The sequence below is a fragment of the Flavobacterium sp. GNP010 genome (genome assembly GCF_056428945.1).
Map to the genome: position 1 here is coordinate 60707 of NZ_JBWJVK010000012.1, position 22588 is coordinate 83294.

Consider the following 22588-nt stretch of genomic DNA (forward strand, 5'->3'; position numbering starts at 1 on the left):
TAATTTATGGGAAGATTAGATACGTTTAGTAAGCCTTTTGATAATTTGTTTAATATCTCAAAAAATGATATTACAAAGCTATTGATAAAAGAAAACAATGAGAGGACTAATTGTTATCTACAAGATTCAGGCGGAACATTGTATGGTGGATTTATTATCAATGAAACAAAAACCACAAAAACTATTTGCAAAGTTTCATTTTATAAATCAAGTGAGTCGAAAAACTATTTACCAAGACTAGAATTTAGAAAAGAAGACAACAAAGGGCAACCAAAAAAGCCTATAAAAGACGACATTATAATTAAATTTTCAAATAGCGATGAAGTAAAAAACTTTTGGATTTTGGTAAATTTTCTTGATGGCTTTAAGGAATTTGTAGACACAGGAGATTTTCAGACAAAATACAAGGCTGTGAGCTTTGATAATTATGTAATTGAATTTAAAAACAAAACTGAAGAAGAAAAAATAAAAGAACTTAAAGAACTTGTTGAAAACACAAAACTATCAAACGAGGATATAAAGGCTATTTTGAATAATCATAGAAAAAAAGCATTATATGGGTTTTATTGTTTGTTAAAAAATCACAAAGTCCATGATGAAAATCCTTTTGAATATTATAGGAAATCTAGAAATATTAGAGAAAAAGGTGAAGAGGTAATATGGCATAGTTTTTTGAAAGAAAACGATTGGATAATAGGATTAAATGTTGATATCAAATTTATTAGAGATTTTCTTTCTGAGCAAAAAGTCGGTACCGAAAACTCAAAAGGCTCTGGAAGTCCCAAGGTAGATTTACTAGGAATTTCATACTTCACAACTTTAATCGAATTAAAAACATCAAAAACCAAAATTTTTAAAGATAGTAAAACTTCAAATTCAAGATCTAATACCTGGGATTTTTCAACTGAGTTTATTGAAGCATATAGCCAAGCTTTAGCACAAAGAACAGAAATAAGATCAGACAAAGATTTTATAGATGAAAACAAAAACATTTTAGACACAAAAAAATATAGAATCTTAGATCCCAAAGCTATACTGATAATTGGTAATAGAAATTTAGAATTTCCTCATAATAGAAATTTAGAAAACGAATATAAAACAGATTGTTTTGAAAGACTTCGCAGAGATATTAGAAATTTAGATATAATAACTTATGATGAGTTGTTTGAAAGAGCATTTCATATTGTTTTAAATACTAAACTTCCTAACGACTGGATTGCTATAAATGAGAGCACTTTTATTAAAGATATTTTAAAATTATAAATTTGAATTCTAGTTATCCCACCAATTCAGAACAAGACAACGACTGGGCAAAAAACCTAGAAGGTGACTATGTCCATATTTCTCAAGCACAAAGTGGTGCTCAGGGCTATTATTGTCTAGGGTGTGGAAAAGAAATGTTAGCAGCTAAGGGTATAATTAAAAAACATTATTTCCGCCATGTTGTAAAAGATGCTGATAATTCCAAGAAAGAGTGTGTTAATAGTAGTAGAGAATATAGAGAAAAACTCGCTTATTTTTATTTTATGCGAGTCAAGAAAATTACTGTTCAGGCAGTTTATAAATATCCTCCAAAAGGTATTGAAGGTTTTCCTTATTTAATTGAAGAAAAGGAAACAATTTATGCACACAGAGTTGATAGAGAAGTAACTTTTTTTGAAGATGAGAATGGTATAATTCACAGTGGTAAAAATACTAAAGTTGATGAACGCTATTTATGGATTCGACCCGATGCTGTATTTTATGATGTCAATGACAAACCAATTTTATTTATTGAGTTCATTGTCACACACAAACCTGATTTGAATAAATTAAGGCGTTTAGGAATTAATACGGTACAAATAATTGTTCCAAAAAAAACAGAAGAAGAACTAGAAAAAGAAATAAGCAGAGCATCTAAAGTAAAATGGACCTATAATGAAATCGAATCCGACACCGAATATATACCAGTTTCCAAAGGAAATTCAGAAGGAATACCATCAATTGATGAAGAGCAAAGAAAGCTTTTTGAAGAATCTTTTGCCTGCCGAAGAGCGCAAGTTGAGAATCTCATACGGTCAATTACAAGATGTGTGGAATCTCAATCTTACAAACGAGTTGAACACCAATTTGAACGAGAAATATCAAGAATTGAGGAGGCTACAAAACGACATAGAGAAAGACTGGACGAATTGGAAAGAAGATATGAGGAAAAAATATTCGCTGAATTTGAAAGTGAAATTAGATCAATTGAAGAAAGAGGAAGAAATCTTAGAGAAAAAGAAAAAAAATGGCGAGAATACTATTCAGATGTGGAAAGCAGATTTTATTCAAAATCAAGAAAGCTTAAACAAGAACAAGAAATTACTAGAGAACAAATCTCATCAAAATTCGGAATTAGGAATACTGAAGAAGGAATTAGAGAAGAATATCATGACCGAATTAAAAGTATTAGAGAAGAAGAAGAATATATTGCAAGAGAAGAAGAGCTCTTACTCAATCGAGAAAGAGCAAGTAGAGAAGAGGAAATCAACTATAGAGAACACATTAAACAACTTGATTCAGAAGAACAATCTAGATCTAAATCAAAAATTAATAGAATTTCAAAACAAATCGAAGATATTGAAAGAACAATGGAATCCTTATCTGCAGATTTTGAACGAGAAAACGTTAAGTTGGAAAGAGAATATCTCAACCTTGAAGAACAGCTTAGAGAAGGAATTAGAAACAGAAAAACAGGAAATCGATCAAGACTTGAAGAATTTAGAAAATCAGTACTACAAGTCATGGATGGAGAAATCCCTTTTGGAATTGAATTGTCCGACAGAATTAAAAAACTATCTGAAGCACGAAGATTTTTATACAATTATGAAGAAAGAAAACGCTCTGAGGAAAGACTTAGAATCATTATCGAATGTATTCGAAAAGGAGATTACAAAAAATGGGATCGATGAGAAATGGTTTCTTGAGAATTTCGAAAAGAACCATTAAAATAAAAGCCTATTTTTGAAAAAATAATATTCTACTAAGTTTTAAATTATACAGATTGAAAAAATGAGCCAATTTAAACTTCCTATATTACCTTTTGAACAAGATGTAGAAACTAAAGTAGTCCTAAAAAAACTAGCCTTAGCACATCGAGCTCTTGCTGAACTTAATGGAGTTGCCGAAACAATCCCTAATGAAGTTATTGTATTAAATACTTTGTCATTACAGGAAGCAAAAGATAGTTCTGCTATTGAAAATATTATAACTACACATGATGAATTATTTTCAAGTGACAGTATTGCGCGACAATTTGCAAGTACAGCTGCGAAAGAAGTTTTTAATTATGCCACCGCTTTAAAGGAGGGTTTCAAGTCGGTTCGTGAAAATAAAATCTTAACTAGCAATCAAATTATAGAAATTCAGGGTGTTTTAGAAGAAACAAAATCAGGCTTCAGAAAACTTCCAGGAACAGAATTAAAAAATGGTCAAACTGGTGAAGTCGTTTATACCCCACCTCAAGTACATGAAGAAATAGTAAACCTGATGCGTAATTTGGAAATTTTTATTAATGATGATGAATTAACCGATTTAGACCCATTAATAAAAATGGCTATTATACACCATCAATTCGAAAGTATTCATCCTTTCTACGACGGAAATGGCCGTACGGGCAGAATAATAAACATTCTGTACCTTGTAAAAGAAGATCTACTTCATTTACCTATTCTATATCTAAGTAGGTATGTTAATCAAAACAAAGCTACTTATTATCATCTATTACAAGAAACTAGGATAACTCAAGATTGGGAACCTTGGATTCTTTTTATGCTTGAAGCAGTTGAACAAACCTCTATTCAAACAACAGCAATTATTCGAGGGATAAAAAACTAATGATGGACTATAAAAAAGAAATTCGTGTAAACTTACCCAAAATTTATTCTCAAGATTTGATTAATAATTTGTTTAAACATCCCTACACAAAAATCGATTTCATTGTTGAAGACTTAGGTATTACCAGACAAACAGCCTCAAAATACTTGGATCAATTAATAGAATTAAAATTGATTACTTTACATAAAATTGGCAAAGAAAACTTTTACATTAATACTGCGCTTTATGAATTTTTACAAAATGCGCCACAAAAACTCAAGTTCAAATAATTCAATTTTGTTGACACGTTTGTCTTGTCATGTTAAAATAAAAGAAAAAAGTTAACACGTTACAATAGTCATGTTAAACAAATCGATAAAATATAACTTATTTAAATAGCTATTGCTATCCATTTAAAACACAAAAAAACCAACTGCAGCAGTTGGTTTTTTATTTAAAGCTTCGGTCAAATATGGTTTTCTGGGTGTGAAACTGGGTGAAAAAACCGTAACACACTGAAAATCAGATGATATTGCAGAGAGGATGGGATTCGAACCCACGATGCAGTTACCCACATACTAGCTTTCCAGGCTAGCTCCTTCAACCACTCGGACACCTCTCTATTTTGGTTTGCAAATAACACAAAAAAAACTGGTTTAGAAAAGTAAAATCTAATATTATATCATTTCACCTCTTAAAGAAGTCTCATACACGGTTTTGAAATCCTTTGCAGGGATATTTTGTCCCAATAAATACATCAATTTTGTAATTCCAGCCTCGGTGGTGATGTCTTTTCCAGAAATCACCCCTATTTCTTTCATGCCTGTACTGGTCTCGTATTGTCCCATATTGACACTTCCGCCAGAACATTGTGTGACATTTACAATATGTAAACCTGTTGAAATTGCTTTTCTTAATAGATTTAGAAACCAATCTTCGGTTGGGGCGTTTCCAGCTCCATACGTTTCTAAAACAATCCCTTTTAGATTTGGAATATTCAAAATCGCCTCAAGCACAGCTTCGCTAATCCCAGGAAACATTTTTATAATGGCTACATTCGTATCTAAGTTTTTGTGAACTATAATTTCGCTAGTAGCACTTTTGGGTAAAAAAAGATCAGCGCTCCATTTTAAATGCACTCCTGATTCTACTAATTGTGGATAATTAGGTGACGTAAATGCTTTAAAATGCTCTGCATTAATCTTCGTCGTTCTGTTGCCGCGGTATAATTTATATTCAAAATAAAGCCCTACTTCACTGATTACCGGACCGTTTTCATTTCGCAAAGAAGCGATTTGAATGGCCGTGATTAAATTTTCTTTGGCATCAGTACGCAGATCGCCAATTGGCAATTGAGAACCAGTAAAAATTACTGGCTTTACTAAATTTTCGAGCATAAAACTCAATGCTGATGCAGAATAAGACATCGTATCAGAACCATGAAGCACGACAAAACCATCAAACAGCTTGTAGTTATCAGCGATTACGGTGGCGATTTTGGCCCATTCCGCTGGATTCATGTTAGAGGAATCAATAGGATTTTCAAACGAAATGGTTTCAATCTCACAGTCCAACTGTTTCAGCTCTGGTATGCGTTGCAATAATTTACTAAAATTGAAGGCTTTGAGAGCGCCTGTCTCAAAATCCTTGCTCATACCTATGGTTCCACCGGTGTAGAGCAAAAGTATTTTAGCTTTATACGACATCATGGTATTTTAAAGTACTAACAACCGGATTGGCGTACATAGCCAAAAAGCCCTCTAGAGCGACTGGATTGTCATGATCAATTCGCATTTCAAGACGACGTTCAAATAATGACTTTTCATTTTCGCTGTACAAATGTGCGTATCGATCTGTTTTGTGTACAATATCGTAGGCAATAAAATTCGTTGGCCAAAGCTGGTAATTACTTAAAATAGCATCATCTATAACTTGTGCCAAAGCGACCACCTGCTTGTTAGAACTGTCATTATCTGCCTTGATAACATCAATTTCAGTGTCTAAAACTTTACCTACGTGAATATGAATGCGTCTTTTTTGCCCTAGAGCACCACTAAGAATCGTCATGAAGTCTTCGTTCTTTTCCTTAACATACACTTCATTATTGGCCTCAGCCATTAATTGTGGCATTTTCAATGCATCAGTAGGATCGTACTCATAGGAAATAGAGACCGGAACAATTTTTACTTTTTTGAAATAATCCATTAAGTTTTTTTCATCAGAACCCATTCCGAGCATTTTCAAAACTCCTGGATTGGTTTCGTCATTGCCGTCCTTGGTTCTACCTTCGCGTTGCGCAATCCAAACTGATCTGTTTTCGTGCTGTAACAAGTTTCCGATATATTCTGATAGTAATTTAGAACTCTGCAACATCTCTCTTGGCGTTAAGCCGCGTTGTACTAAAAAGTTTCGGTTTAGTTTTGCTAAGGTATTCAAAAACGCTTTTTTGACTAAATTATCACCAATAGCCGATGCTGTCATGACCAAACCATGCTCAAACAGAGCCGTATTTAGCAAGGTTGTATCTAATAAAATGTCCCGATGATTGGATATAAATAAATAGGAAGTATTGGGTTGTAAGTTTTCAAAACCAGAGGTGGTTAAGCCATCAGAACTTTTTTCCAGTACTCTTTGTACAGACTGGTAAATAAAATTACACTGAAAATCCCTAATAGAGTGCGTTTTTCGAAGTTGTTCTTTCCACACCTCATCAGCAACATCTGGAAAAGTAAAGTTCATCAATGCTTTCATCATAGGATGATTCACTACGTTTTGAAGAGCTTCGTTTATTTCGGAATCATAAAAAGGCCGAATAGCGTCAAATTTCTGCATTTTGGTTCTCAATTTTTGTGTGGGCAAATGAACAAAAAAAATATCAAAATAAGGTAAATTCTAGTTTAAATCCCAAAAATAGCTTTCGAATTTGCTGTTGTAATTGCCGCAATTTCATCTGCCGAAAGGCCATAAATTTGAGCCAACTTATCGACTACACTAACAATATAACTGCTTTCATTTCTTTTACCGCGGTACGGAACTGGTGCTAAATAAGGGGAATCTGTTTCTAGAACGATGTGCTTTAGTTCGATTTGTTTCAAAAACTGATCTACTTTTCCATTTTTAAAAGTCACCACGCCGCCTATTCCCAACTTCATGTTGTACGAAATCGCTTGTAATGCCTGCTCATGCGTACCTGAAAAGCAATGAAAAATTCCAAATAAATCATCCGACTTTTCTTCTTCCAAAATCTCAAAGATTTCGTTAAAAGCGTCTCTACAGTGAATCACGATAGGTAGTTTGTAGTGTTTTGCCAATTGGATTTGTTTTCTAAAGGCGGTTTGCTGCTGAAGCAAATGGGTTTTGTCCCAATACAAATCGATACCAATTTCGCCAATTGCATAGAATTTTCGTTTGGCTAGTTCGTCCTCCACATGTTGTAATTCCTCCAAAAAATTATCCTTCACATACGTTGGGTGCAGTCCCATCATCAAGAATACATTTTCAGGATAATCGTTTTCTAAGTCGTACATGGCTTGTGTACACGTAGAATCGATTGCAGGAATAAAAAAACGAGAAACACCCGCATCCATAGCGCGTTGCATCATTTCGTTGCGATCTTGATCAAATTCCTCTGCGTATAAATGGGTATGCGTATCGGTGATTGTTATCTGTGCTTCCAATGGTATCGTTTAAGGCTGCAAAATTACAACTATTACATAAAGAAGACACAATTTAGCACAAAGGAAATAGTGAAACTATAGTGAAAATCGTTGCAACAGCATTCTAATCTAGTTGCTGAATCAAATCCTGAACTTGATCATAATTTTCATAATCTGCAGGAATAGTCAATAAGATCTCTTTACAGGATGTGTAGTCTTTTTGTTTTAATTTGGCCAAAGCCAAGCTCCAAATAGCCTTGTTTACATAAATGGAATTTCCTGATTGCAGTGCTTTAAAAACAACTTCAGATTCTTTTATATTATTATTTTCTAACAATGCTATTCCATAAAAATACTGAATTTCAGGAGTTTTATCTACCTTTAAGAGTGCTTCAAAAATAGGAATTGCCGTTGCATACTCTTTGGCATTAAATGCAATCTCCGCTTTTTTTAAGGTACCATCTGCTTCACTTCTCTCCGTAAAATAAGCATTTTCGTGTTGGTTATACTCTTCAAAACTTGGGTTGGAATTAAATTGAGAAACAAACAATCCCATCATTACAACAACCGACGCTGCCACGGCGTACATCCACGGTTTAAAAAACACCACTTTTGGACGATTGGTTTCAGATTGGTTACTTGCAATGGCTTTCAGATTTGCTAAGAAAGCATTTCGCTCTTGCTCGATTCCAAATTTATTTGCTAATTGTCCTTGTATTTCTTGAAAAGTTTCGAATGCCGATGCCAACTCTGGGTTTTCGATTAAATTTTTCTCGAATAGTGACTGTTCTTCACGAGATAATTCACCCTGAAGGTATTGATCAAATACGATATATTGTTCCTCGTTCATGGCTAGTTAATTTTTTAATGATTTAAAGCGATTGGTTTCTTGAATCCACTGCGTTAATTGCCCCGTACACAAGGATTTTTTCTTGCGGACATAACCATAGGTTACATTCAGTTTTTGGGCCACTTCTTCCATAGATTGTAAAGAAAAACTCAACTGTAAAACTTCTTTACATTTATCGCCTAATTTTTGAAACATCAAATCGAAAAGTTGTTGTTTCTCATCGAAAAGTTCCGTTTCAGAGCACATTACTTGTGTGGATTCAGTAGTAGATGTAAAATCCTCTTGTAATGTTACCCCTTTATTAGCTGATTTTTTCAACTCATTTAACCATTTTCTTTTGCAGAGTAAAAAAAAGTAAGCATCAAACGGACAGGTGAGCTGCAGTTTTTTGGCTTTGGCTTGATTAAACAAGAGTATCAAAACTTCTTGAACTACATCTTGAGCCTGATCTTCATCACCAGAATTGTTCCTAATATAAGAAACAACTTTAGGAACAAACTTTTTATAGATGGATTGAATAACTGCCGAATTGTTATTCGCAAGTCCTTCAATATACATCTGGTCGGGATGAAGCTCAGTTTTAGCCATATAAAAATATTTATCTGCTAATGTAAAAAAGAATCTGAAATAAATTCAGATTAAAGGGGTAACAAATACAAAACCAACTTGATATAACGGTATAGATCAACAATTGGAACTTATAAAACATTTAGATTATGAAAAAGTTGAAAAAAATAGGGATTAACTTCATCACAAAACTTTGGGCATTAATTACACGATAATTAATTTTCAAAAACAAGGTAACAAATTTTACAACAAATTGATATAGTTAAGAAGCCCAAGAAATCAACAAATAAAAAAAATCGAAAAATAGGGTAACAATTTCAAACCAAAAAGTATCTATTAAAAAACAAGTAAACAACAATTTAAAAATTAGAAATTATGAAAACAAATTTTAAAAACATCGGATTAGTATTTTTAGCAACAATTGCATTCGTAAGCTGTAACAACGATGACGAAATGGCAAGCACGCCACCATCAGCAGCCGAATTTACTGCTATTACAAAAGAAGCTTTAACAGGCAAAACACAAAAATTTACTGCAACAGCAGGAAGCGGAACCATCAGCTTGACATCAGCAAAAGGTGTATCAATTACCATAAACGGAAACGCACTTACTAAAAACGGAAGCCCTGTAACAGGCCCAATCGACATCACTTACGTAGAAATTTTTGACAAAGGATCTATGTTGGTTACTAACAAACCTACAATGGGAATTATGGCAGATGGCAAACATGCCATGCTAAAATCTGGCGGAGAGTTCTTCATCAAAGCAAGTCAAGGCGGAGTCGATTTAAAAACTACTGCTAACATTATCCTTAACGTTCCTAATACGTTGACCGGTGGTCGAGATGCCTTAATGACTTTATGGGAAGGCGTAATCGACACTAAGGATGAACTTGCTTGGAAAGATGCTCGAGATGCTGCAGGAGCTAATGGTGTAAAAGGCGGTGTAGAAGCTATGCAGAACGGGTATTACGTTTCTTTTGGAAACTTTGGCTGGACCAATGTAGATCGTTTTTATAGCGACCCAAGACCTAAAACATCGATTCTTGTGGGTGCTCCAGAAGGATATGACAATACCAATAGTGCTATTTACTTATCGTATGATGGCGAAGGCACAAATGCTCTTGCAAAATTAGACACCTTCACTGCTGCTGGATTATTTAGTGAACACTACGGACAAGTTCCAGTAGGCTTAGCGTGTCACATCATATTTGTAACGGAGGACAACGGACAATGGAAATACGCTATTAAAGGAGTTACAATTACATCCGGAGCCGTATACAACTTTACTCTTGCTGAAACTACAGTGGGCACCGAAGCTCAATTAATAGCCGCAATCAATGCTATTCAGTAACTTACAAAAATATTTTTTTTAGAAAAGTGGTGATTTGCTCACCACTTTTTTTTACATTTAAAAGATTTTTAACAGTCACCAGTGCCAATTTCAAACCAAATAAGTTAGTTCTTAGGAGCTAATCCTGCTATCCGTTGCAATCTTTTTATTCGCCAAAAAGGCCAATAAAAAGGATTTCCACTGCTATCAGGGCTAAAAAAAAACCAGAATATGAAACCACTTTTAGTATTCGCCGTTTGCCTTTGGTCAATGCTGTTGTTTTCGCAAGCAAAAGTCAAAGATACAGTCACCCGAAGAGCTTCTATTAATTACAATCAAAAAGGGAATCTCGTTTCTTTCAAACCAGAAACTCCGCCACTTATCCCTATTGCTGGCGCACCTAAACCTAGTTATTCCTATTTATGGGAATTAGGAGATGGTCATTACAGCAAAGAGGCCGAACCCAAACACACCTACAAAAAAAAAGGAACCTATACTTCCCGCTTGACCGTAACTAACAATTATGACAACGGAAAACCTCCAGCCACAAGGCCTAAAAAAGTCGTTGTAAATGAAATAGATACTGATTCCTATAAAAATATTGCGTCTATAGAAGAACAAAATGGATTTGCAATTCAAAAAAATAGAGATCCAATACCGGAGCAAGAAATTGTGGTAATTGTGAGTTATCAAAATACGGAAAACTATGTTTCGAACGGTAAACTCTATCTTTTTTACAATGAAAAACAATTCAAAAACAATAATTTTGAATTGGTTGACTTCAGGACGCATGCCGGCGAACGTGAAATCAAAGAAAATGCTATCACATCTGTGAACGACCTTGATAATTCTGATTCCTATTTGGCCTCCAGTTCTCCTTTGGCTCCAGCCAAAAAACACAAAAACACTTCATCAGAAGAAGACTTAGATGCTAGTTTAAAAATAGCAAACGAAACCTATAAAAATGTTTCTATTCTAGAATTTGACGATTGCGATCCTAGTGAAACCCGCAATGTTTTTTATACTTTCCAAACTACTCCAGAAATGATTAAAGATACTAGTGCAACGATTACCATGCGCGGTATATTTGTCCCCAATCGAAGTTTTAAAAACCACAAGATTAAGAATCTGGAGATGGAAATCGTTACTTCTCATGATCCAAATAAGATGGGCTCCAACGGAAGCTTTATGAATTATAGATTGGTCCGCTTTAAGAGAGTAAATTTTAAAGCTCGTTTTCAAAATAACGGTGAAGGGCCCGCAAGAATGATCCGACTTGAAACCGATATTCCGACTATGCTAGACAAGAAAACTTTTCAAATAGAGGACATGTATCCCAAATGCCCTATTTGTCCCAAAGACGAAATACCAACCGTGAGTTGTTTGGATACAATCATAAAACAAAACCAAATCATTTTTACTTTCAAAAACATTTATCTTCCAGGAAGCAACCAAAAAAATGTCAAAGAAATTGACAGCACCAAAGGATTTGTCAAATACTCGATGAAGTTCAGTGAAGATTTTCACAAAATAAAAACCAAAAGTAGAACGGCAATTATTTTTGATAAAAACGAACCCATCCTAACCAATTATGCTACCACTCGATTCCTTCCGGGAATTTCGGTAGGGATTAAAACTGGATATAACTGGTATCCTAGTTTAGAAAATTCTAAAAGTTATTTTATGGGCACAACGCTTTCGCCCTTTAAATCCTATCGTTATTATTGGCAAGTCGAATTTTTGAACAGTCTTCACTCCTATTCGAGCGAAATCACGGTACAAGATGCTATAACTACAACGCCTAATGGTGTGCGACAATTGCAACGCACAACCACTGAAACTAGTAATGAAAACATCAATTGGGAAGTTCCTGTATTGCTGCGTTACAATATCAATAATTACATTGGCGTTGGAGTCGGTTTACAAGCCAATGTAAATGCAGGGGCAAAACAAAATACAAACCAAAAAATAGAAAACTACGAAGGCACTACCGATAAATTTTTGATTAGTAGTCGTTCAGAATCTTCATCAGCTTCTCAAACTTTTACTAGTATTAAAAGTGGTCTCATCTTAGACTTAACCCTTGGAGCTGCTAGAATTGGCCCGAGTTTAGGCGCAAGATATGTTATAAACTTTAAAGAAAATTTTAGTTATTTTCAGTTGTATGGGATTTGGAAATTTTAGAAAATAATAACTTAAATTGAGTGGTTTTTTACTAATTTTTTATTGGTGAAATCTGAGAAATCTTTACGTGTCCAAGATTAAGAATTCGTTACTACCCGATTGAACATTGCCAATAGCATCGCTTAAATGACCTTACATTCCTTATATGGTTAAAAATATTTTTCTTCTTCTTCTACTGTTTACGACGCTAACTATTTTTGGACAAAAACCAAATACAGTAGAAGATAGGATATACACAGCACTTGATGCGTTTACCGCAAATCCTAATGAAGAAAATTTAAATACATTAGAGACGTTTCATAAAAGCATCGCCACCGCGCTCGATGTAACGTCTAACAAAAATACACTCTTGGCTTACGTTGTTCTAAATTGCAACAAAGCCTACTATGAAAATCAATTTGGCAAAACCAATCAAGCTATTTCCAGTTATGAAAAAGCATTAGAAGTTTTTCAAAAAAATAAATTAGCAAATTACGATATTGTAGATTTTTGCTTGAAACCATTGGGGAATTTATATACCATTGTGGGCGATTACGACAATGCAGAAAGCACTATTAAACAATACTTTTATCTTGCTTCTAATGCTAAAAATCAGCAACAGAAATTAGCAGCAATTTTAAATTTATCTAATGTGTATCAAAGTTCTGGGCGAAGTTTATTAGCAATAGAATTACTTGAAAAAACGATTCAAACAGAGCGATTATCAAACATTCAAAAAGGTATTTTACTGAATAATTTGGGCAATAATTATGTGTGGAGCTATAAACACTCTAATTCATCTAAACCAATTCCTGGTATTTTCAACAAAATAGAAAAAACCTATTTTGCTGCAATCCAATTGTTGCAATTTGAAAAATCGCAATCTGAAACACTTGCAAATTGTTATCGAAACTTAGCTGCATTGAACTTGCAATGGCGAAAAATCAAGTTGGCTAATTCCTATTTTAAAAAAGCTAACACCTATTTTTCTGAAATTCCCAATGTATCTCCGCAAAAACTAGCCAAATTCAGATACGAAGAAGCTAATTTGTTATTAGAACAAAAAAAATACGGTGAAGCGACCGAAATTATTTCTGATGTTTTCAAGATATTAATACCTAATTATTCCAATCGAGCAAGCATTTTACCCAACTCAAAATTCCTTTATGCCGAAACAATTTTATTGGACGCACTTGATTTGCAGGCAGTTATTTTTTTAGAACAAAATCAACCTAAAAAAGCCTTACAAGCTTATGCACTTTCGTTTCAAATCGAAGATTTATTTGCCCATTTACTCATTTATGAAAACTCTAAAATAATTAGCCAAATTCGCATTAGAAATCGCACCGAAAAATGCCTTTCTATATACGAGGCTCTGTACCAAAAAGAAAATAAAATCGCCTATATAGAAAAGGCTTTCCAACTTGCGGAACGAACCAAATCTGGTGTTTTAAGAAATTTTCTTTCTAATAAAAAAACAGCTTCAAGAGAAGAAAAATTACAATTGGAACAATTACAAAATTGGAATAATACCATTCTAAAAGAACAACAAAAAGGAGATTTGGCAAACGTATCGAAAATAAACGCAGCCTTAAAAAACCAAAACGAATTGATGCTTTCGCTAAAAAAAATCAGAAGCAAAAATCAAAGTAGTAGTGAAGAAAACATCGATTTGAAAAGCTTGTATTTGAAACTAAAAAAAGACAATACTACACTGATAGAATATTTTTCGGGATATAACAAAATGTATTCCTTTACTATACTTGATAATACAATTTCCCTAAACTCATTTAGCAATGCTGCTGAAACGAGTGTAAAAATCATGCAATTTATCGACTATTTTAACAATGCTAATTCTATTACAAATGATATTGCAGGCTATAATCATTATGGAAATAGTGCTTATAAATTATTAAAATTACCTAGAAATACGATCGCGGAGAACCTCATCATTATACCTGATGGCATTTTGAATTTTCTACCTTTTGAAGCGTTGATAACAAAAGAATCGGCAACGACAAATTTTGCTAAAATGCATTATTTACTCCATGATTTCAAAGTTGGGTATACTAATTCGGCCACATTTTATTTAAATGAAAAACCAATTCAACATCAAGAAAAAACGGTTTTGGGTATATTTCCCATCTTTGAGAAAACTAATTATACTTTGACCTATTCTAAAGAAGAATTGCAATCGATAAAAAATAATTTTAAAGGCAAGTACTTTCAAAACTCCACAGCTACATTCAAAAACTTTAAAGAAAATGCTGGCAGCTATTCCATTTTACATTTGTCTACCCATGCATCTTCGGGAGATACTGAAACTCCTGCCAATATAAAATTTTACGATCAGGAAATCTTATATTCCGAATTGTATACTTTAAATATCAATCCTGATTTAGTGGTTTTAAGCGCTTGCGAAACGGGAATTGGAAAACTATACAAATCAGAAGGTGCTATGAGTATTGCCAGAGGATTTCAATTTGCAGGAGCTCAAAACTTGTTATTCTCGCTCTGGAAAGTAAACGATTATACAACCGCTTTATTTATGGACAAATTTTATACCTACATTTATAACGGCAGCTCCTATTTAGAGGCAAATCACCAGTCTAAACTAGATTTTTTAGCCGATACAAACATATCAAACACGAAGAAATCACCCTATTATTGGAGCGCTTTTGTGTACTACGGCGCATTGACAAATAAGACTGAAAGTACAAATTATATCTTTTACGGAATTGGAATGTTGCTACTGATTGACTTATTTTTGTTTTACAACAAGCTCCAAAAATGAAAAACCTCCAAAATATTCTTAAAAAAGAAAACTACAAAAAAATAAAATTCAAGATTACCAAGACACAACATCTTTTGGTAAAAGCAAAAATAAATGGTGTAGCAGGGAATTTCATTCTGGATACAGGAGCTTCAAATAGCTGCGTGGGATTTGAGAGTGTCGATTTATTTGCATTAGAAGCTAAAAAATCAAAGACAAAAGCAGCGGGAGCTGGAGCAACTGGAATGTTTACACAACTGGCTTTAAAAAATAAATTACAACTTGGTTCTTGGAAAGATTCTAATTTTGAACTCGTTATTTTTGATTTATCACATGTAAATGAAGCGTTAACGCAACACAAAGCAAAACCCGTTCATGGAATCATTGGAGCCGATATTTTGATGAAAGGAAAAGGAATCATTGACTACTTTAACAATTGCTTATATTTGCTAAAATAATTTATCTTAAAAATCATACAATTGCTCTCATTCTTATAACAACCATTCACTTATGAAGAAAATTTTACTTTCTCTTTTTTTATTCACGTCATTAAGTTTTTATGCTCAAGTTGCTAATTTGACGAATTGCGCAGACAATAAAATTTTTAACTTAACACAAAACTACACTTTACTAATTGGGACTTTAAACCCTAATCAGACTGCAGTAACCTACCATCTTACGGCCGCAGATGCCTCAAGCGGTACGAATGCAATCTCTAACCCTACCAGTTTTACCATTACTGCTACTCCAGCTAACGGAGTAATTTCACAAACCATTTATGCAAGAATTAATAATCTTGGCAACAGTACCACAAATTACTTTAATTTGATAGTAAACACCGCTCTAATCCCTACTGCGACGATCATTAAACAAATAGATTGTACAAGCAAAGGTATTCTAACAATTACAGCATCTGGTGGAACTGCTCCATACACGTATTCTAAAAATGGAAGTGCATTTACACCAAATAACGTTTTTGATAACTTAGTTGCTGGCGCCTACGCATTCGATGTAAAAGATGCCATTGGTTGTGTAAATACATCTAGTATTGTCATAACTATTCCTCAACCTACTCCTCTTTTCATGACTGCTGCTAAAATCGACGTAAATTGTTACGGCAATGCAGATGGCTCTATGACAGTATTTACTACTGGAGGCTCTATTCCTTATAGGTATGCATTAAATAATGGACCTAGCCAAAACGGTTCTATGTTTACAGGTTTACCAGCTGGAACGTATGTCATAACCGTAACAGATTCTAATAATTGCATGGCTACTATTACAACAACTGTAACAGGACCAAGTCCTTTAACAGTCACAACTGTGAGCAACAATCAAACTGTAACCGCTACTGGATCTGGCGGAACACCACCTTATTCATATTCAATAGATAATGGACGAACTTTCACAGCTAATGCTACCTTTAATAATCTAGCTCCAGGAAATTACCTTGTTTCTACAAGAGATTATAATGGATGTATAACCCAAAATGCAATTGTTGTAAATACGCCTTCACCTTTAATAAATGGACAAACCAAATTAACTATAGAATTTAAGGCTGGTCAAACACTGGCCGATCTTGTCATTGAAGGTCAAAATATTAAATGGTATTTGAATCAGAATCCATTGGCTGGAAAAACAAATAAAACAAGTGAAGCTCCTTTGCCATTAACTACTGTCATTGTAGATGGAACCACCTATTATGCCTCACAAACCATCAATGGAATTGAAAGTATAGAAAGACTCGCGGTAACTGTAAAATCAGGCACATTAGGAATAGATGAATTGGCATTCAAAAACTTTTCTTATTATCCAAATCCCGTGAAAAACGGTATTACAATTTCAAATGATTCCGTTATTGACGAAGTTACTTTTATCTCTGTTAAAGGGGAAACGCTTTTAACCAAGAAACTAAATAGTTTGAGTGCTGAAATTGATACATCTAATTTATCTACAGGCGTTTATTTTTTAAAAGTAAAATCAGGTGAAGTTAAAAAAACAGTAAAAATCATAAAAAATTAACTCGTTACAAAGCATCAAAAAACCCGACTTGAGCATAACAAGTCGGGTTTTCTTTTATTTCGAAAAATTATATTCTTTGTTTGTAAAACTCCAATACTTTTTTAGGATTGTTGTCCATCAATAATTCTATTGAATTTTTCTAACATTTTTCTTCTACTACTAATCCAAACAAATTTATTCTTTGATCAGTTTCTGGATAATTACTTTTCCGTCAATACTTGTTCGAACGATATAAACACCTTTTGAAAGTTCATTTGTTTGAAGTATTGCAGTATTATTTTTTGGATTTTTAACCAAAACTTCCTGACCTAAGATATTATATATACTCACATTTTCTATAGTACTATTGGCTTCGATCGTTAAAACATTCGAAACTGGATTTGGATACATCATAACTTTTGCCGTTTCAAAACTAGCCAAACTTAACGTGCTCGCTACCTTACTGAAATACACATTATCAATATAAACAGTTCCCGCTGGTGCTCCTGATAATACTAATTGAGCAATATGTGCTTTGGTAATCAAGCCAGTAAACTCCGATAGAGGAATATCATAACGGTTCCATCCAGATAATGTAGGCGTACGCGTTACCTCAAACTCTACATCATTGCCTCCTTGATACACCCCATCTGAACCAAAATCTACTAATTTAACTCTAAAAGCAGTCAAATCTGGTGACCACACATCAATATGAAAATACAACATTTGTGAAGCATCTAGCGAACCAGTTACATCTACACCAAAATAATTCAAATTTGTATATTTTTTAGTATCATTTCCAGCGATTTGCATATCAGTTAAAGTACTTCCAGCGGACCAATCGGTTCTCCAAGTGGTAACAGGAATGTTTGAATAGGCATTACTAAACATAGAAATAATATTGGTTGCCGCAGTTGTAGGCGTTGGTGCTGCAACAGTAGGTTCTGTCGGTGTTACTACTACAGTTGATTTATAAAAGTAAAAATTGTCTAAATAAACCGTTGTTCCCGCAGGAGTAGAGGACAAACTCATTTGAAATACGTTACTAAAGTTGATTCCAGGAAAGTTAGAAGCGTTCAATAGTACATCAAAACTATTCCAACCTGCTGCAATTGTTAAGGTCACTCCAGATTCAACTGGACCCGGATTTATTAAATTGATTTTAACAGAAGTTGCACTAGAAGACCATAAATCAACGTGCATTTTAGTCATATCGGAAAGGTCAAAAACCTCTGCGCCAGGCAATGTAATTCCTTGATAATTGAAATTACTTAATTTTCTTGTATTGTTGGTAGCAATGACTTCATCAGTAACATCCGTAGACTGACCCCAACACTTACACCAATCGCCTGCCTTGTACACTGCATAAGCGTCACTGTAAATAGATTTTACATCTGTTGTAACTCTAGCTGGAGGCGTTGGTGCGGCAACAGTAGGCGCAGTGGCAGCAACTGGAGCCGCTATTTTTGCAGAAAAAGTGATATTATCCACATAACATACATGATTCGCCGATCTTGTTGTCCCTTCTGGAATAAAATCTGGAAATACAATAATTTGATCAATACCTGTAGAAACACCTTCTCCTATTTTACCTGCAAAATTGAACGTTAACTCTTCCCATTCGTTTATTTTAGTATTAGTAACCGAAATCTCTCCGGTAGAACCGCCATCAGGACGAGCAAACTTTATCCCTACCTTACTAATTACATCCTTGTACACCATTACTTTTATCGTACTATTGGTTTCATTTAAAGTAAAGGTTCCAATACCATTGGTACCAGAAGCATGAGCTGTTTCGAAACCAGTATACCAAGCCCCTGCAACCAATGCCGTAAATTTTGCCGCTGTATTAGAGGTATTTATTCCTGTTTTATTTGGATTTGGAGCTAATAAAGATGCGGTTGAAGCTCCCGATGGATTGTCAAAAGAAGTCAAAACCCAAGTTGATCCATATTCTCCTGTTTCGAATGTAACAGGTGCATAAGGAGCAGCAGCTGGCGGAGCCACTATGGCTACCTTGTTAAAATAGACATTATCGATGTAGATTGTTCCTGCAGAACCTGAAAATACGAATTGTGCAACATTCGATTTTGTTGTTAAACCAGTAAATTCTGATAGCGGAATTTCTAAGCTGTTCCATCCGCTTAAGGCTAAAGTACGTGTTATTTCAAACTCTTTATCATCACCACCTTGGTAGGCACCATCAGCTCCAAAATCGACTATTTTCACTTTGAATGTTGTCACATTTGGCGTCCATACATCGATATGAAAGTTTAACATTGTTGAAGCATTAATTTTATTGGCTTCCGTAATTACTCCAAAATAACTTAAATCTGTATACTTTTTAGTATCATTTCCGGCAACTTGAATATCAGATAAAACATTTCCTGATTGTCCCCAATCTGCTCGCCAAGTATCTACTGTAACATTGGTATACGCATTACTAAATAACGAAATTACATTAGTCGCAGCAACTGTAGGAGTTGGCGCAGCAGCTGTTGGTATAGTTGCAGCAGGTTTTGCAGAAAATGTTACGTTATCAAAATAACTGATTGTTTCTGTAGTTCTTTCTTTAAAATCTAAAAAGAGTATGATTTGATCAATATTTATAGTTTCGAACAACCCTATCTTTCCAGAGAAATCAAAAGTCAATTCTTCCCATTCGTTAATTTTTGTATTGGGTACTTTAATTTCTGGTTGTGCACCACCGTTTGCTATTGCAAATTTGATAGCCACATCACTGATAACCGTTTTGTACACCATTATTTTTACAATACTGTTAGAAGCACTCAAAGTAAAAGTGCCTATTCCATTTGCACCCGAAGCATGGGTAGTTTCAAATCCTGCATAAGGCGCTGCGCCAGAAACTGTAGTTCCTGCTACAAATTTTCCAACCGTTGCAGAACTGTTGATTCCACCTGGAAATGGATTAGCTACTTTAGAGTATCCTGCTCCACTTCCATTTTGAAAAGTGGTAAAGGGCCAAGTAGAACCAAACTCACCTGTCTCTAAGGTAACTGGTGCGTTTTGTGAATATCCTATCGTAAAATACAACAGGGAAATAATTAGAGTAATGTTCTTCATATTGTTGAGTTAAGAGTTATTCTCAAAGCTATGAATGTATTGTGTTGCGATTTTATAAGAAAAGTATCTAAAAACTATACAACGAAACAAAGAATTATCAAGAACAAAACACACCTCAAATAGCAGTATAACTGACGCTTAGCTTACATTAATGCCGTTTAGAAGAACTTACACAAACCTTTACAACCCAATATTGTTGTGGTAATGTTATGGTAAATAAATTATTTTTTAGACTTATTTTTAAACAAAAAATAATTTTTTATTAAATTAAAAACCATAATCATAAATAAATTGCAAAAAAAATAGCTATTTCTAAATCAGAAGTCGCAAAAAAATCCCGTCTGAGTATTAAACTAGACGGGACTATATAGGAAAGCATATCTTGACAAAAGTCAACTTATAACTCTAACGCTTTTTTAGGATTGTTATCCATTAATAATTCTAAAGGATTTTCTAAGGCTTCTTTCACAGCAACCAAGAAACCAACAGACTCACGACCATCAATAATTCGGTGATCATAAGAAAGTGCAACATACATCATAGGATGAATTTCAACTTTTCCGTTTACAGCAATAGGACGCTCGATAATATTGTGCATTCCTAGTATTCCTGACTGAGGAGGATTGATAATAGGAGTACTCAACATACTTCCAAAAACACCACCGTTAGTAATGGTAAATGTTCCTCCAGTCATGTCGTCAACCGTAATTTGACCGTCACGAGCTTTAAGTGCTAATCTTTTTATATCGGCTTCAACACCTCTAAAAGTTAAATTTTCAGCATTACGCACCACAGGAACCATCAATCCTTTTGGTCCTGATACTGCGATTGAAATATCACAAAAATCGAAAGCAATCTTGTGATCACCATCCATCATACTATTTACATCTGGGAATAATTGCAACGCTCTGGTTACAGCTTTTGTAAAGAACGACATGTATCCTAAGCCAATCCCACCATGTTTTGCTTTAAATGCATCTTTGTATTCATTACGAATCAAATTGATAGGTGTCATGTTTACTTCATTGAAAGTAGTCAACATGGCTGTTTCATTTTTGGCTGCTACTAATCTCTCTGCTACTTTACGACGTAGCATCGATAATTTTGTACGCTCTGTTCCACGAGAACCACCAGTTGGAGTTCCCATAGAAGGCACTGCATTTACGGCATCTTCCTTAGTGATTCTTCCCGCTTTACCTGTTCCTGTTATGGATGCTGGCGCTATATTTTTTTCGTCTAATATTTTTCTTGCTGCTGGAGATGGAGTTCCTGAAGCGTAAGTTGCTGCTGGAGCTGCTGCTACGGGAGCCGCTTTTGGTCCCGAAGTTTCGGGATCTGCTTTAACTTCAGCTTTTGGTCCCGAAGTTTCGGGATCAACAGTTTTTGTAACTTCAGCTACTGGAGCATCACCTGAGGGTTTTGCTCCGTCTGTATCGATATGGCAAACTACCGCTCCCACTGCTACAGCATCACCTTCTTCTGCTTTAAGAGTAATAATTCCGCTTGCTTCTGCTGGCAATTCTAATGTTGCTTTGTCTGAATCAACCTCTGCAATTGCTTGGTCTTTCTCTACATAATCTCCATCTTTTACTAACCACGTTGCAATTTCAACTTCTTTAATTGATTCCCCTGGTGATGGGACTTTCATTTCTAAAATCATGTTCTATTATTTTAAATTATGAATTTTAATTCTTCTAACAATTACTCGTTTATTTATCGCAATTCAATTACTTTTCTGCTTCTAAATTTGAAACATAATTACTATTTGCTGTCATTAATAAATAAACCTCTCCTTCTGCTTTTCGTTTGGTATATTTCTCCATTGAACGCTTTACTAAATCTTCTTGATCTTTTTTAGCTTCAGCCAATTCTTCATCACTTATTATATATTCCTTAGCACCTGAAATAGCTTTTAATATACCTTCTTTCTTTCTCTCATACTTTTTGATATTCTTATAATTATTAGAATCATTATCAAAAGGTATTAATTTTACAGCTGCTTTAAAAGCACCCATTTGAGGTTCAGAATCAATTATATAAACTTTTCCCGCTTCTAATTCTGCTTCCAAAAAATCTGTGTTTTCAGATTTAGACCAAAATAAATGCTTCCCAGGTTCGCATTCATAAACCAAATATTTTCCATGATTAAATTTGCCTAAATATTTTTCCCCATCAAAATATTTAAAATTGATTAAAAAGCCTGTTGCAGAAGCTCTTGTGAAATACACAAGTGACTTACCCTCGCTCGGTTTTTTTAATTCTTGAGAATAGGAAAAACTAAAAATTAAACTAAAAAATAATAAGCTGACGAATTTCTTCATAATT

The 22588-nt window shown here is 34.2% G+C and carries 17 protein-coding genes and 1 tRNA gene; 9 read left to right on the forward strand and 9 right to left on the reverse strand.

What is annotated here, in order from left to right; genetic code table 11:
- Positions 1–6 precede the first annotated feature (6 nt).
- From AC061C_RS07035 to AC061C_RS07050, 4 genes are all read left to right on the forward strand, one after another.
- The gene (locus AC061C_RS07035) at positions 7–1263 is read left to right on the forward strand and encodes a Shedu anti-phage system protein SduA domain-containing protein (protein WP_478290581.1); all 1257 of its coding nucleotides are present in this window, start codon (positions 7–9) and stop codon (positions 1261–1263) included.
- 2 nt (positions 1264–1265) lie between these two features.
- Positions 1266–2933 carry a coiled-coil domain-containing protein gene (locus AC061C_RS07040; RefSeq protein ID WP_478290582.1) on the forward strand — a complete coding sequence of 556 codons (1668 nt, stop codon included), beginning with the start codon at positions 1266–1268 and terminating at the stop codon, positions 2931–2933.
- Between the two features lie 100 nt (positions 2934–3033).
- Entirely contained in the window at positions 3034–3858 is an 825-nt protein-coding gene (locus tag AC061C_RS07045) for a Fic family protein (RefSeq protein ID WP_478290583.1), read from the forward strand.
- On the forward strand, positions 3858–4127 hold the full coding sequence (locus AC061C_RS07050) for a Fic family protein (RefSeq protein ID WP_478290584.1): 270 nt from the start codon (positions 3858–3860) through the stop codon (positions 4125–4127). The genes AC061C_RS07045 and AC061C_RS07050 overlap by 1 nt, the downstream gene beginning before the upstream one ends.
- Before the next feature lie 245 nt (positions 4128–4372).
- On the opposite strand, the gene AC061C_RS07055 is transcribed toward AC061C_RS07050, so the two are convergent.
- The 6 genes from AC061C_RS07055 to AC061C_RS07080 form a co-directional block, all read right to left on the reverse strand.
- Positions 4373–4459 (reverse strand) — tRNA-Ser (locus AC061C_RS07055).
- Positions 4460–4514: 55 nt separating this feature from the next.
- Positions 4515–5543, reverse strand: a complete 1029-nt coding sequence (locus AC061C_RS07060; protein ID WP_478290606.1) for an asparaginase — start codon at positions 5541–5543, stop codon at positions 4515–4517.
- Positions 5533–6669 carry a 1-acyl-sn-glycerol-3-phosphate acyltransferase gene (locus AC061C_RS07065; RefSeq protein WP_478290585.1) on the reverse strand — a complete coding sequence of 379 codons (1137 nt, stop codon included), beginning with the start codon at positions 6667–6669 and terminating at the stop codon, positions 5533–5535. Before AC061C_RS07065 ends, AC061C_RS07060 begins: the two co-directional genes overlap by 11 nt.
- Before the next feature lie 65 nt (positions 6670–6734).
- Complete coding sequence (locus tag AC061C_RS07070; protein ID WP_478290607.1) at positions 6735–7502, reverse strand: TatD family hydrolase; 768 nt, start codon at positions 7500–7502, stop codon at positions 6735–6737.
- Between the two features lie 115 nt (positions 7503–7617).
- Positions 7618–8343: a tetratricopeptide repeat protein gene (locus AC061C_RS07075; protein ID WP_478290586.1), complete on the reverse strand. Its 726-nt coding sequence runs from the start codon at positions 8341–8343 to the stop codon at positions 7618–7620.
- 6 nt (positions 8344–8349) lie between these two features.
- Positions 8350–8931, reverse strand: coding sequence for an RNA polymerase sigma factor (locus AC061C_RS07080; protein ID WP_478290587.1), 582 nt, complete (start codon positions 8929–8931; stop codon positions 8350–8352).
- Positions 8932–9285: 354 nt separating this feature from the next.
- Here AC061C_RS07080 and AC061C_RS07085 point away from each other — a divergent pair, with 354 nt between their 5' ends.
- The 5 genes from AC061C_RS07085 to AC061C_RS07105 all read left to right on the forward strand — a co-directional run bounded on the left by AC061C_RS07085 (position 9286) and on the right by AC061C_RS07105 (position 17200).
- Positions 9286–10263: a hypothetical protein gene (locus AC061C_RS07085; protein ID WP_478290588.1), complete on the forward strand. Its 978-nt coding sequence runs from the start codon at positions 9286–9288 to the stop codon at positions 10261–10263.
- A 210-nt stretch (positions 10264–10473) separates the two neighbouring features.
- Positions 10474–12426: a PKD domain-containing protein gene (locus AC061C_RS07090; protein WP_478290589.1), complete on the forward strand. Its 1953-nt coding sequence runs from the start codon at positions 10474–10476 to the stop codon at positions 12424–12426.
- Between the two features lie 145 nt (positions 12427–12571).
- Positions 12572–15199, forward strand: coding sequence for a CHAT domain-containing protein (locus AC061C_RS07095; RefSeq protein WP_478290590.1), 2628 nt, complete (start codon positions 12572–12574; stop codon positions 15197–15199).
- On the forward strand, positions 15196–15636 hold the full coding sequence (locus AC061C_RS07100; RefSeq protein WP_478290591.1) for a retropepsin-like aspartic protease: 441 nt from the start codon (positions 15196–15198) through the stop codon (positions 15634–15636). The genes AC061C_RS07095 and AC061C_RS07100 overlap by 4 nt, the downstream gene beginning before the upstream one ends.
- Before the next feature lie 52 nt (positions 15637–15688).
- The gene (locus tag AC061C_RS07105) at positions 15689–17200 is read left to right on the forward strand and encodes a T9SS type A sorting domain-containing protein (RefSeq protein WP_478290592.1); all 1512 of its coding nucleotides are present in this window, start codon (positions 15689–15691) and stop codon (positions 17198–17200) included.
- A gap of 174 nt (positions 17201–17374) precedes the next feature.
- On the opposite strand, the gene AC061C_RS07110 is transcribed toward AC061C_RS07105, so the two are convergent.
- The 3 genes from AC061C_RS07110 to AC061C_RS07120 all read right to left on the reverse strand — a co-directional run bounded on the left by AC061C_RS07110 (position 17375) and on the right by AC061C_RS07120 (position 22584).
- Positions 17375–20263, reverse strand: coding sequence for a T9SS type A sorting domain-containing protein (locus AC061C_RS07110; protein WP_478290593.1), 2889 nt, complete (start codon positions 20261–20263; stop codon positions 17375–17377).
- 397 nt (positions 20264–20660) lie between these two features.
- Positions 20661–21923, reverse strand: a complete 1263-nt coding sequence (gene odhB / locus AC061C_RS07115) for a 2-oxoglutarate dehydrogenase complex dihydrolipoyllysine-residue succinyltransferase (protein ID WP_478290594.1) — start codon at positions 21921–21923, stop codon at positions 20661–20663.
- A gap of 67 nt (positions 21924–21990) precedes the next feature.
- Positions 21991–22584 (reverse strand): hypothetical protein, encoded by a 594-nt coding sequence (locus AC061C_RS07120; RefSeq protein ID WP_478290595.1) that lies wholly within the window; start codon positions 22582–22584, stop codon positions 21991–21993.
- Positions 22585–22588: the final 4 nt, after the last annotated feature.